13 protein-coding genes are annotated in these 12,658 nt (G+C 58.3%); 8 read left to right on the top strand and 5 right to left on the bottom strand.

The window, feature by feature from the left end; translation table 11 throughout:
* Together RMO15_RS32210 and RMO15_RS32205 are read right to left on the bottom strand one after the other, a co-directional pair.
* Positions 1–297, bottom strand: a 297-nt coding sequence (locus tag RMO15_RS32210; protein ID WP_309723114.1) for a 3,4-dihydroxy-2-butanone-4-phosphate synthase, incomplete at its 3' end; no start/stop codon positions are given.
* Positions 291–980 (bottom strand): riboflavin synthase, encoded by a 690-nt coding sequence (locus RMO15_RS32205; RefSeq protein WP_309723111.1) that lies wholly within the window; start codon positions 978–980, stop codon positions 291–293. The genes RMO15_RS32210 and RMO15_RS32205, both read right to left, overlap by 7 nt.
* A gap of 39 nt (positions 981–1,019) precedes the next feature.
* Here RMO15_RS32205 and RMO15_RS32200 point away from each other — a divergent pair, with 39 nt between their 5' ends.
* Positions 1,020–2,288, top strand: coding sequence for an MFS transporter (locus RMO15_RS32200; RefSeq protein ID WP_309723108.1), 1,269 nt, complete (start codon positions 1,020–1,022; stop codon positions 2,286–2,288).
* On the opposite strand, the gene RMO15_RS32195 is transcribed toward RMO15_RS32200, so the two are convergent.
* On the bottom strand, positions 2,289–2,519 hold the full coding sequence (locus RMO15_RS32195; RefSeq protein WP_309723106.1) for a hypothetical protein: 231 nt from the start codon (positions 2,517–2,519) through the stop codon (positions 2,289–2,291). It abuts the gene before it with no gap.
* The gene (locus RMO15_RS32190) at positions 2,516–3,313 is read right to left on the bottom strand and encodes a prepilin-type N-terminal cleavage/methylation domain-containing protein (protein ID WP_309723103.1); all 798 of its coding nucleotides are present in this window, start codon (positions 3,311–3,313) and stop codon (positions 2,516–2,518) included. The genes RMO15_RS32195 and RMO15_RS32190 overlap by 4 nt, the downstream gene beginning before the upstream one ends.
* Positions 3,314–3,570: 257 nt before the next feature.
* Between RMO15_RS32190 and RMO15_RS32185 the strand changes: the two genes are divergently transcribed.
* The gene (locus RMO15_RS32185; RefSeq protein WP_309723100.1) at positions 3,571–3,915 is read left to right on the top strand and encodes an RNA-binding protein; all 345 of its coding nucleotides are present in this window, start codon (positions 3,571–3,573) and stop codon (positions 3,913–3,915) included.
* A gap of 255 nt (positions 3,916–4,170) precedes the next feature.
* Positions 4,171–4,710, top strand: coding sequence for a hypothetical protein (locus RMO15_RS32180; protein ID WP_309723097.1), 540 nt, complete (start codon positions 4,171–4,173; stop codon positions 4,708–4,710).
* On the opposite strand, the gene RMO15_RS32175 is transcribed toward RMO15_RS32180, so the two are convergent.
* Entirely contained in the window at positions 4,685–5,764 is a 1,080-nt protein-coding gene (locus tag RMO15_RS32175) for a hypothetical protein (RefSeq protein WP_309723095.1), read from the bottom strand. The two genes, RMO15_RS32180 and RMO15_RS32175, sit on opposite strands and share 26 nt — an antisense overlap.
* Before the next feature lie 44 nt (positions 5,765–5,808).
* Here RMO15_RS32175 and mtaB point away from each other — a divergent pair, with 44 nt between their 5' ends.
* The 5 genes from mtaB (at position 5,809) to RMO15_RS32150 (ending at position 12,545) form a co-directional block, all read left to right on the top strand.
* On the top strand, positions 5,809–7,167 hold the full coding sequence (gene mtaB, locus RMO15_RS32170; protein ID WP_309723093.1) for a tRNA (N(6)-L-threonylcarbamoyladenosine(37)-C(2))-methylthiotransferase MtaB: 1,359 nt from the start codon (positions 5,809–5,811) through the stop codon (positions 7,165–7,167).
* A 38-nt stretch (positions 7,168–7,205) separates the two neighbouring features.
* Entirely contained in the window at positions 7,206–7,751 is a 546-nt protein-coding gene (locus RMO15_RS32165) for a YcxB family protein (protein WP_309723090.1), read from the top strand.
* 38 nt (positions 7,752–7,789) lie between these two features.
* Complete coding sequence (locus tag RMO15_RS32160) at positions 7,790–10,510, top strand: hypothetical protein (protein WP_309723087.1); 2,721 nt, start codon at positions 7,790–7,792, stop codon at positions 10,508–10,510.
* Positions 10,511–10,615: 105 nt separating this feature from the next.
* Positions 10,616–11,491, top strand: coding sequence for a DUF1559 domain-containing protein (locus RMO15_RS32155; protein WP_309723084.1), 876 nt, complete (start codon positions 10,616–10,618; stop codon positions 11,489–11,491).
* A gap of 178 nt (positions 11,492–11,669) precedes the next feature.
* Positions 11,670–12,545, top strand: coding sequence for a DUF1559 domain-containing protein (locus RMO15_RS32150; protein WP_309723080.1), 876 nt, complete (start codon positions 11,670–11,672; stop codon positions 12,543–12,545).
* Positions 12,546–12,658: the final 113 nt, after the last annotated feature.

The following is a 12,658-nucleotide window of genomic DNA, read 5'->3' as shown; positions in this document are numbered from 1 at the left end:
TCCGGCGCGGGCGTCTACGGCAACATGAAACGCGGTGCGCATCGCCTCGGTGTTGTCTTGAACTTGCGCCGGGATGTTCAGCTCCTCCAGGCGCTCGGCCATCATCGGAACGGTGATAATGCCGCTGGCACGCCGGTTCATCAGGGTGATGATCTCTGGGGTGACAAACTGAGCGGCCATCACAAAGTCGCCCTCATTCTCCCGGTCTTCGTCGTCTACGAGAATAATGAGCTTGCCCGCCCGCAAGTCCTCAATGGCATCTTCGATCCGGTCAAAGCGAATCTCGGGCTCTACCATCGCTTAGATGCCTCGGGTTCGGGCTGGGTCTCGATGTAGCCGCTCCGAGCCAGCAGGTCCAAGGTCACGCCGCGTCCGCCACCCGGAGCGCCCCACTGTCCGCCCATGAGTTTTTCCACGTACTTACCAATGATATCGGTCTCGATATTGACCGAGTCGCCCGCTCGCCAGTCTTTGAGCGTGGTGTTCTCCCAGGTGTGGGGGATGATCGAGAGAGAGAACGCTTTGTCGTCTGCGTCCATCACCGTAAGCGAGATGCCATCCACGCAGACACTGCCCTTGGTTACCACATAGCGCAGCAGCTCCGGTGAGGCTTCCACATAGACAAACCACGAGTCGCCTGCGGGGCGAATCGAGGCAATGCGCCCCGTGCCGTCGACGTGGCCTTGGACAATATGCCCGCCAAAGCGCCCATCGGCCTTGAGAGCACGCTCTAGATTCACCGTTTCGCCGACTCTACGCTGACCCAGCGTCGTGCGGCGGAGCGTCTCGTAGACGGCTTCAAAGCTCACTTGTGGAGCCATGATCTCGACTACCGTGAGGCAGACCCCATTGATCGCCACCGAGTCGCCAATCGCCACATCTTCCGCGATCCGCGCCGCCGACACCGTGATCCGCACCGAGTCGCGCCCGGAGTCTAGCGCCGCGATCTTGCCGACCGCCTCCACGATTCCTGTGAACATGGCTCTATTGTACCGCGCACCTAGGTATACTCCGGTTCTATGCCCCGCGACCCCTATGCCGCTCTGCGCTCTGCCAACTACCGGCTCTTTGCGATTGGAGGTCTTGCCTCGGCGCTGGGAGGGCAGATCTTCTCGGTGGCACTGGGCTGGGAGCTCTACGAGCGCACCCATGACCCGGGTGCTTTAGGGCTGCTCGGGCTGCTCCAGGCGATTCCCATTGTGGCGCTAGCACTGCCCGCCGGTGATCTGGCGGATCGCAAAGACCGCCGGAAGATCCTCATTTTTACCCTGCCGTTTGTGTTTGTGTGCATGCTGATTCTGGCGTGGCTCTCGCACAGCAAAGCGCCGGTCTGGAGCCTCTACGCGATCTTACTCATCGAGTCGCTCTTTCAAGCCGTGGCGAACCCCGCTCGCTCTGCGCTTCTTCCTCAGCTAGTTCCCGAGGAGACGCTGGCCAATGCGATTGCCTGGAATACCTCGCGCTGGCAGCTTGCGTCGCTGGCGGGGCCTGCACTCGGTGGGGCGCTTCTGGCGGTCTTCAAAGTGGCCTGGCCCAGCTATGCCATTGCAGCAGGAGCGCTCTGGCTCTTCTGGTTCTGCATGCTCTTTCTACGCCCTGCCCCGATGACCGTCACGCCTGTTTTGGGGGAGGGAGTCTGGCAGCGCCTCGCCGCCGGGGCTGCGTTTGTGCGGAGCCAGCCGCTGATCTTAGCCGCGATCTCTCTGGACATGCTAGCGGTGCTCTTTGGGGGCGCAACGGCGCTCTTGCCGGTCTACGCCAAAGACATCCTACACGTCGGCCCTGTTGGACTGGGCTATCTACGCGCCGCGCCGGCCGTCGGTGCGCTGATCGTGAGCTTGACCATTGCCTACCATGCACCGATCAAAAAAGCGGGCGTAGCCCTGCTCTGGGCAGTGGCGGGCTTTGGCCTAGCGACCATTGTCTTCGGACTCTCCCAGAGCTTCTTTCTCTCCTTGATCGCGCTGGCACTCACTGGAGCCACGGACAACATCAGCGTCGTCGTGCGCCACACGCTGGTGCAGGCAACCACGCCGCGCCACATGCAGGGGCGCGTCTCCGCCGTCAATTCCGTGTTTATCGGAATCTCCAACGAGCTAGGGGCCGCCGAGTCGGGCTATCTGGCACGCTGGCTCGGGGCTGTTACCTCGGTCGTTGTCGGGGGGATCGGCACGGTCTTGGTCGTGGCAGGAGTCGGCCTGAAGTGGCCCCAGCTTCGCGGACTTGGGGCACTGGAGAGCCTTCGTGCCGAAAAAGAAGAGCCCGACTCCAAGGAGCCGGGCGTGTAACTAACGTCCGCCCTTAGCGGCCTTTTCGTCTTGAATGAGCTTGTCCATAGCCGCTTTGAACTTGACCGGGTCGCGCTCCATCTTACTGGGGTCAAGTCCGGTGACGAGGTTGCCTTGGGCATCTCGCTCAATATCGGGCTTGGTGAGCTGTCTTCCCAGCACAACTCCAACAACGATAACAAGAAGAGCAATCACCGCGACAATAATCCCCTTGGGAAGCTCTTGTTTCATGGGTTGAGCGGCTCCAGCACGAGGCGCACTAGATCCAGGAACTTGCCATTTTTGAACTTGGCGTGTCCATCGGCAAAGACTGCAAGAGTGGCCCCGTTGAGGTTCTCCCCTGTTCCGCCAAAGGCCGAGGGGATAACCTGGGCATCTTTGACCGCCGCGTGGGCTCCGTAGGAGTTGCAGAACATCATCACGACATCCGCGGGCCGACCAACCGCGGCGAGAGATTGGCCCGCAATGAAGTGATTTTGGGGGTTGTTGTCATTGTACGGAGCCCCGAGCGAAGGGCCGACGACGCGCAGGAAAAGTTCCAGCGGGGTGCCGCCACCTGGCGAGGGCGTTGCTCCAATTCCCCCATAGGAGTAGCCGTACGAGCCGTATTGGTTTAACGGAAGACCGCTGGCGTCTAGAACGGGCTTGGAGGGCTGGAGGGTCGGGCAGTTAAAGATTCCGAGGTTCTTGACATAGGGCTGAAGTGTGTAGTCCATAAAAAGACCGCGTACCCCATTGAGCACGGGGGAAGGAACCACAATCATATTTCGACTCAGTCCCGTGGTGTTATTGTTATTGCGCCCGTCTTGCATGAGCCAGGGATAGGTCTCATCATAGTCTTGGACATACATCAGCATGGAAGTGCCCATTTGTTTTAGATTGGAGAGACAGGTGGTCTTGCGAGCTTGCTCACGGGCTCGTGCAAAAACGGGGAAGAGAATTGCAGCAAGTATCGCGATAATCGCGATGACCACTAAAAGTTCGATCAGCGTGAATCCCCGCTGTCGTGAATGAGAACGTTGCATCAGAGTACTTCCTCCTGCCTGTAGGTTGATCATCCAGTTACAGGCAGGATTAAGTTGTATAAGCGACCCTATGATTCCTTCATGGCAATTAAACTTTTTCTCTGATACACTGCCGAGTGCTCCAAGCAGGTAGGGACCTTACCCGCTGGTATTCGAAACGACAGCTCCAGTAGATCGCTTTATATCCGTTCTCTCTGCTCCTTCTGTTTGCTCCGTGCTGCACAATAATTTCCAGGTCAAACAGGAGACGGTACGTCATGCGTATCTTTGTTGGGGGACTTCCCTACAGCGCGACTAACGATAGTCTGCGACAACTTTTCGAGTCGTCGGGTTCGGTTACCGATGTTCATATTGCCCAGGATCGCTTCAGCGGCGAGAGCAAAGGCTTCGCCTTTGTGGAAATGCCTGATGATTCCCAAGCACGTGCGGCTATCTCTGCTCTCAATGGTTCTATGATGGGCGGACGCAGCCTGACCGTTAACGAAGCTCGCCCTCGTGTTGAGCGTAGCAGCGGCGGCGGTGGCGGTGGCTACGACCGTGGTGGCGGCGGCGGTGGCGGTGGTTATGGCGGCGGCGGCGGTGGACGAGGCGGGCGTTACTAATTGAGTAACCCACCCTTCTTGGGCGGGCGACGTGAGATCGTGGTGGTCTGTCCCGCTTGTGAGTTCCGATCCACGGTGCCTCCTGCTGCTATTGGACGAAACGCTTACTTCTGCTCACGCTGTGGAAAAGCACTAGATCTCCAAGCACAGCTTAGGCAGCAGCTTCCGACGGGCGATGGTGGTGTTCCTGCCCCCCGCCGTGACAAAGGTACTTCGCGCTATAAAAGTGCGAGGAAAGGACGCCGGTAGAACGGCTTGCCCGTACTACCTGGCAAGGACGCCACCATGCCTGCACCTACTCCTGCTCCCATCCTCGCCGGTGTGGGGGCGACGAGCGCCTCGGCGCGAAAGCTCTACCTCCCGTATAGTTATCTACCAACCCAGGCAGGGCCGGGACGTGGAAAGATCACGTTCCACTGGTTCTGTGTGGGACGGCAAGAGTCCATTGGTGACTATGCCAGCTTGCTTCTCGGCTATCGTGGGCTTGCCCGTGATGCTCAGGAAAAAGCGGAACACTTGGTAGATGAGTTTTTTCGCGAGGAAGAGTTCCATCTCCTGCGGAGCTACTTAGAGTCTCGCCACGGGGTGGAGGTGCGAACAGCCATGCTCACTACCCCGCTCGCCGCGATCAAACCCGACACGGCGACACGCTTAGGGACGCTGCGTCCCTTCTACATGGAGCCCCCCGAGCAACAGACCGAAGTACTGCTGCATCCACTGGCCAATGAGGAAGGGTACACCCTGCCGTTTACGGTCTGGGGAGCCTATCTTAATCCGTCGCGGCCGGGACGTTAGCCAAGAGCGCCGCTCCTAGCTCTGCAAACGCTGTGATTCGGGCCTCCTCAGAGTCGTATCCCGCACAGAGCTGGCCTTGAGTCTCTACGTAGCGCTCAGGGCCGCTCTGGTGTGCGACAATCACGCGTGCCCCCTCGGTGAAGATCTCTTGTAGCATGTCAGGGATCGGGGTGCCTCCCAGGCAGGTGGGCACCAGTGGGTCAAGTGCCGGGGTGTTGTGCTCCGTCCCCGCAGTGACGATCAGCCCCGCCTCGCGCATGGCCAGCACATAGCGCGTTAAGACTTCCGGTGTATTGCGGGTTGGAATCACTTCAGCGGCGTAGATCCCATGAGCTTTCAGTGCCGCGATCAAGCTTTCCACGGGCTCCTCAAAACCACAGATCGGGCTTGTGCCATCGGCGAGGGTGGGGTAGCACGGGATGCCTCCGAGCGCTAGAATCAGGCGAAAGGCATGGTCAAACCCGACAAATGTCTCCTCCACATACCCCGGCTTCCCTGCTTTCATCCACTGGGAACGAACCGCGTTCGGGTCAAGGCCAAGCGTATCGGCGAAGGCTTGCGCGACATGGCGCTCCTGAAGGTAAACCGTCGCCACATCGCAGCCGTGGCGCTGGGCAATCTCGTTCTTGGTCTGCTCCGCTGTCAGGGAAACCCCTAGAACTTCGGAGAGCTTTGTCACTACTTGGGCCATGCGCTCGGAATCACTGCGCCGAATGGTAGACAAGAGCGCCTCAGCGTCGTCGGAGAGGGGCGAGAACTTGGTGAGCCCTTTACCGCAGAGATAGAACTTGCCGGGGTTTCCGGGGTCGTTGATCTTGACGTTCTGTGCCTGAAGCTCGGGCACCAGGCAGATCACCTCCAGCCCAAAGAGCGGGAAGATACCATGCGCCGTGGCCTTCTGGGCGAACGCTTCATAGACACTCCAGTCGTAGTAGTTGCTCGCTCCTAATACCGTGATCCCTTGCTCTGTGGCAAGCGTGATGGCTTGGTCTACCGACGTAAAAGCGGAGTAGTTGGGGGGAAGATGGATGTGGGCATTGATCGAAGGGGTCATGCGCTTACTTTACCCTATTTTCAAAAGGGTATAATGGAGGCGCTATGCCCGTCGCTGCCCTCACCACCCTTGGCTGCAAAGTCAACCAGTACGAGACCGAGAAAATCGCCGAAGACTTTGCGAATGCTGGTTTCTTGCTCACCGACTTCGATGCTCCTGCCGATGTCTATGTGATCAACTCCTGCTCAGTGACGGCGGCAGCCGACAAAAAATCGCGCTATCTGGCCCGAAAGGCGAGCCGGACGAACCCCAACGCAATTGTGGTGATGACGGGCTGCCATAGCCAGCAAGTGCTCGATCATGGCGAGTGGGTCGAGGGCGCGACCCTGCTCATAGACAACGAAGATAAAATGCGGGTCTACGAGAAAGTGATCGAGCACGCCCCCGAAGTGCTGAGCTACTCGTCGTCGCCTGCCACTGTTTTGCCCGCCCGTGAGCGCCGTACCCGCGCCACGCTCAAAGTCCAAGACGGTTGCACGCACTTCTGCGGCTTTTGTCAGATCCCCTACACCCGAAAAGTCAAAGTCTCCCGACCCTGGCAAGAGATTCTCGCCGAGGCGGAAGGCTTGGCGGCTATGGGGACGCGTGAGATTATTGTCACCGGAGTCTGTGTGGGGGCCTACGGGGAAGCGACGGGCTCCGGCGGCCCGGATCTGGCGGAGGTACTTCTGAAAGTGGCCGACGTGCCAGGAATCGCTCGTGTTCGCCTCTCCAGCATCCAGCCTGTCGAGGTTAGTGATGCCCTGATCGCGGCGTTTGCCAGCCACCCGAACCTCTGTCCGCACCTGCACCTCTCCTGCCAGAGCGGCGATGACATCATACTTGCGGCGATGAACCGGCCCTACGATGCGACATTCTACAAAGACTTAGTGCGAAAACTGCGTGCTGCTGTGCCGGATGTCGCCATCACCACGGATCTGATCGTCGGCTATCCCGGCGAGACCGAGGCGCTGCACCAGAACACGCTGGCGTTTGCCCGCGACGTTCGTTTTCAGAAAACCCACTGCTTCCGCTACTCGCCCCGCGACAAGACCTACGCCGCCACCCTCCCCGATGACGTGAGCGACGACGATAAAAAGCGCCGACATGCGGAGCTACAAGCCGTCGTTGATGAGACTAACCGCGCCTTCACGGAGCGCTATCTGGGCCAGACCGTGCAAGTCTTAGTAGAGCACCCCGAGGGCGGGACGCTCACGGGCTTCACGCCCAACTACATCAAGGTCAAGTTCTCTGGCCCTCTCGCCCTCTACGGCGCACTCGTCCCCGTGCGCCTAGACACCGTCGAATCCGACGGCAGCGCGACCGGCACGCTTGCCTTGCCTGAGGCCGAGCTAACTCGAATTCTCGCCCACGCCCCACGCCCCAAGTACCAGACCCTCTCGGTGATCGGAGAAACCATTTGACTGTCCACTATAATTTTACAGAAGAAGACTGGCTCGCGATGAATCTGCACTACCAGAAGCAGTCTGGGATGATTCGAAAGTACCAGCGAACCTATGGACTTGTGCTTGTAATCAGTATTGTCGAGGGGCTATTGTGCTGGGCGTTGCACTGGAATCAGCTCATGTTGCTCTTTATTGGGCTGGGTCTAGGGTGCCTGATCGCACTCCCCCGAGTTCCACAGGTACTTCGTCGCCAAATTAAACGACAGGCAAGTGCCTTTCAGGCTGGGTTTGGTAACTACGAACTTAGCTTGCTCCCCACTGGCATTAACGTTAAAAATCCAATCTCGGAAAGTCTGTTCTACTTGAGTGCGGTTGAGCAGCTTGTCGAATCCGAGACGCATCTATTTATCCAGTTCTCTTCCGCAGTCCGTATTACGATTCCCAAGCGTACGTTCTCAACACAAGAGCAAGGTTTCCAGTTTTTGCGGATGGCAGAAGAGTACCGCCAAGCGGCTACAGGAACACCGATTCCGACGATGCAGCGTGGGTCGTGGTGGACGCAGGGGACGCAGGTGGTGGAGCCGCAGAGCCAGCGTCAATAGAGTGCAACCTACGGCTAGGCTCAGGTATCCTAGTGAGTATGGGAATCTTACTTCAAGCGCCTCCGGCCATTGCGGCTCCGCAGGCCAGTGCGAATAACTCACTCGTCTCCGTGGTGCCGAATCTCTACTGGAGCGTCGCCGCTCGTGGGCCTCTGCTGATCGTGGGGGCGGAGAAGTACAAGCAAGTGGCAACTCCTACTGCCCTGGATTTCTTCGGAGGCGGGATGGGGGGGCTCTTTGGTGGCATGGGCGGGGGAATGCCTGATTTTGCGGAGCTGATGGGCCAGAAAAAGCCGCAGATGACGCCACTCGGAACGCCCCCACGTGAGGGCTGGAATCCCACCGCCATTGCCGCGCGGTTTGGGGCGCAGGTGGTACGCGTCGGCGGAGTCAGCGTCCTTGCCCCGCTCCTTCTGCCGGATAAGTCCAAGAGCGAGAGTCCCTTTGGTGGCTTGGACATTGCCGACATGATCCAAGAGGGGATGGCGATGGGAGGCATGATGGGCGGGAGCCGCCTACTGCCACTCTTGGCAAGCCTCACTCCCAACCAGCTTCAGCAAGCTTCGTCGTCGTCGGGCCTTCCGCTCTCAAACCTCGACAACCAGCAAAAGACTCTTCTACAGCCGCTCATGCGCCGCACCATGCCGTTTCGTTTTGAGCGGAAGCCCAATATCCCACAGGCGGGGCCGCTTGATCCGGCTCCTGTGATTCCTCAGAGTGACCAGAATCAGTTCCGCCTGCGCCTCACCCGTGCGCTAAATATCGTCCCCAACTTCCCCGAGATTGGGGCGGGTGGCCAGGGTGCACGGATGAGCATGCGGATTGCCAGTGGGATGGAGGAGCAGGTCGGCGAGGTTCGCAGCTTAGCACTCAAGGGAGGGAAGCAGACCAACCCGCTTGCGATGCTGATGGCAATGGGGGGCCAGAATCAGAAGGGAGTCCCGGCCCGGAAAAAGCCCACAGAACTCAACACCGACACGGGAACCATGAACGCGAGTGTCTCGCTGACAGGAGTGACCACGGTGGAGGAGCTGGTGACTCGCATCGCGACAGCGACGAAAGTGCCGCTCTTTGCGGATCAGCGCATCGGTAAGCTTAAAGTGAGCGCTCGTGGCACGACGGCTCGGGCAGGCGATCTGGTGCAGGCGCTCTGCTGGGCGGTAGGGGGAGCCGTTCGGCGCATTAGTGATGATCGCGAGTCAGTCTATCTGCTGACGGAAGAAGTGGTGATCAAGAAAGCGGAGAACCCCATGACGGCCATGATGGGGCCGATCTCGGGGATGATGCAGGATCAGAAGAGTGCGGAGCGCAAGGCGATGGATGCCAAGGCGCGGCTCATCCGTCAGAAAGTACTGAGTGGCATTCCGCGCGGTCGCGGTTCCGAGCTTGGTGCCCGCCTCTGGCAGATTGCGGAGGCAAAGCCTGCGGGCGACAACAATATGCTAGCTCTCGGGGAACTGCCGCCGGAGCTGCGCAGCAAGATGGAAGACCGCTACAAGATGTTCGCGGGAGCCATTGCCTCTATTCCGGACGGTGTCTCTGGCGTCAACAAGAGCGACCCGCAGCCCCTCAGCCAGGTTCGCTGTAGCCAGGACCTGGTGGCGGAGCTCGTCGCGCCTTCACTGGGAGCCGTGGCGACTCTGGCAAGCTCCGATGCCAATGAGATCCACCCCGACCTGCCTGTTCCCACCCCGCCCGCTTCCGTGGCACTGCCCGAGAGCATCAAGCAACGCGTCGCTGCTGTGCCGCTCCCTGCGGACGAAGCGGCGGCAAAAAAGCTAGTGGACTCTGCCGTGGCCCGTGGCCTCACCGAGCTTCGCGTGGTGGTTCCGGTGCGTGATGAGGCCGCTCTGGCGACTCTGGGGACGGTGGCAAAAGGGAAGATCGCCGTGGTTGCCGTGCTCGCCCCGCTGGAGCCTCTTACCCCGGAAGCACCACGGGATAAGTCTTGGACAGGGCAGTCGCTCACCGAGTGGCTGGCCTCCCCGGAGAGCCAGAAGCTGATGAGTAGCATTCCGCCCCAGCTTGCTCCCACCATGACACGAATGATCGGGGCCGACTACCTTACGCCCGAAGGAGCCGATGTCGCGGGGTTTGTGGCGCGGGTGAAGCGACTTCTGGCGCTTCCCGGTGTTACGGGCTACGCTCTGGAGCGCCTCGCCGCGCCGGGCTACCGTAGCATCCAAGGGGGGGGCATGAGCGATGGGATGATGTTCTTCTGGCAAGGCGGGGCCAATAGTCGCGAGCGGGTTGCTTTCACCAAAGACCAAAAGTCCGATGCGGCGGAGCTGGAAGGCTTTAACTTCATGGACATGCTCAACCCGGCGGGCCCTCGCGGCGCTTGGACAAAGCGGACGACAGCACGCAGCGAGGCGTTTATCAAGCGCCTAGACACGGCCCTGACGCAGTCCAAGCTTCCGGCGGCGTCAGTTTTGTCCGGGAGCCAGCCCCCGCGCTGGGACAAATGGACGGGTAAGTTCCCCACGTCAGGCGGATCGCTAACCGCGGGCGCACGCCCCGCCCTCACCGTGATCTCCTACACCCAGATTCTCGCTCAGCCGGGTGCGTTTGGGGAGGCCAGTGAGTTTGCCGGATTCGATGAGCCCGAGCAGTTCACCGGAGTGCTCCGCAACGAGCTGAAAAAACTCGCCGATCCCGAAGCCCCCATACGCTGGGATGGCCTCGTTCTCGATCTGGCGGATCAGAACTTTGACACCGCACTCGCGATTCTGGAGCGAGCTGTTGCAGTCAAATCCTGAGGGGATCTGAGGAAATCCGAAGTGGTACTTACAAAACAAAAGTGGTACAATTTTGTCAGCTTTTCAAGCAGGGAAGCTAATCCTTAATGGTTGAGGTAAATTTTAATGCAACGCAAAGCATTCACTCTAATCGAACTTCTCGTCGTCATCGCAATTATCGCGATTCTTGCCGCTATCCTTTTCCCCGTGTTTGCCCAAGCCCGTGACAAGGCTCGCTCTATTGCCTGTCTCTCCAATACCAAGCAGCTTGCTCTTGGTGTGATGCAGTATGCTCAAGACTACGACGAACTACTCCCGGTTGCGGGCTACAATGCCCAGTGCCGTGGCCGCTGGCAGTGGCAGATTTTTCCCTACGTAAAAAATGAGAATGTCTTCACTTGTCCCAATCTCGCTCAGCAGCCTTGGAGGGCGACAACCAACAACAACTACACTTGTCCAAACTCTGGTCAGACGGGGTTGAGAGTGGGGCAGAACGATAAGGGAGGCTATGGCTGGAACTATGCCCTTCATGGCGACTCAGGTGATGTGACGGGTGCAGTTCTTGACCGAGCTCCAGGCTACTCAATGGCCTCAATTGCGAAGCACGCGGATACTGTGATCATAAGTGAAACAGGCTTTGCTCAAAATTTGAGTACTGCTTCAGGTTGGGCGATGATGGCCTGGGATCCACGTAACACGGGCTCCGCTGCATTTGGTCAGCCCGGTCTGTTTGCACAGGGCCGCCACAGCACGGAGCAGACGGTTACGATGCAGGGACAACCCGTTCCTGTGAGGGGCCGCCTGAACTGTGTCTTCTTAGATGGCCATGCCAAGAACCTCGCAATCAGTCAGCTCTTTGAAAAAGCACCGAATGTTGGTGGTGTGGCAGTTGAAGATGGCGTGACTCTCACCAATGAAGATGGTGTTGCTACCTACGCACAAGGCACTTGTGTCAACTGCGTTCGTTCCCACAACTACTACAGACTGCTGAATCGCGACTAGTTTCTCCAGTTCAAAACGAACAAAAAAAATTTGATAATTCTACTCATGTTACGCAGTTCGAGTATGATACGCCTCTACGAAGACCCTCCCCGCCCTGAGGCAGGAGTTGGGCCAACGACGATGGGTACCACACCTTGACTGCGTAACATGAGATTCTAATAATCTGAGGTTATTTAGTATGCAACGGAAAGCATTTACGCTCATTGAATTACTTGTTGTGATCGCGATCATCGCGATTCTTGCCGCCATTCTCTTTCCTGTCTTTGCACAAGCACGCGATAAAGCCCGCTCTATTGCTTGCCTTTCTAACACAAAACAGCTCGCTCTTGGTGTGATCCAGTACTCCCAAGACTACGACGAGCTTCTTCCTGTGGCGGGCTACAATGCCCAGTGCCGTGGTCGCTGGCAGTGGCAGATCTATCCTTATGTGAAGAATCAGCAGGTCTTTACCTGCCCAAATATCTCCCAGCGCCCCTGGGTTGCTACCACAAATAACAACTTCACGTGTCCTAACAGTGGCCAGACGGGTCTCGTTGTTGGGCAGAACGATAAGGGCGGCTATGGCTGGAGCTATGCACTCCAAGGAGACAATGGAAACGGGGCATCGAGCTTGGATAATGCACCAGGCTATGCACTCGCCTCGATTCAAAAGCCTGCGGACACGATTATTATCGGTGAGACAGGATTCGTTCCCAACGTGGCTGCAGCTTCAGGGTGGGCGATGATGGCATTTGATCCACGCATTACCGCAACTGCAGCGGGCTTTGCTCAGCCTGGACTTCTGGCACAGGGTCGGCACAATACCGAGCAGACATTTACCATGCAAGGCATGCCCGTTCCTATCCGGGGACGCCTAAATCTTGTTTTCCTAGATGGCCATGCGAAGAACCTGTCTCTAGGACAGCTCTTTGAGGTTGCACCGGTAGTTGGTGGTGTTGCTGTTGAAGATGGTATTAATCTTGTGAATGAGAACGGTGTCGCCACTGCAACACCTGGAACCATCGTGAGCCACACTCGCCCCAATATCCGCTTCCGTCTGTTTAACATCTACTAAGCTTATTGGTTTAGTGAAAGGCAAGCCTGATAAGGGCGATTGCATATAAAATCCGAGGTATTCTGAGCCAAAATGCACTTGGCTCAGGAGGGCCTCACCCCATTGATGGAAGC

This window comes from Armatimonas sp., assembly GCF_031410135.1.
Classification (GTDB): Bacteria; Armatimonadota; Armatimonadia; order Armatimonadales; family Armatimonadaceae; genus Armatimonas.
This window is presented reverse-complemented; position numbering and strand designations above follow the sequence as displayed.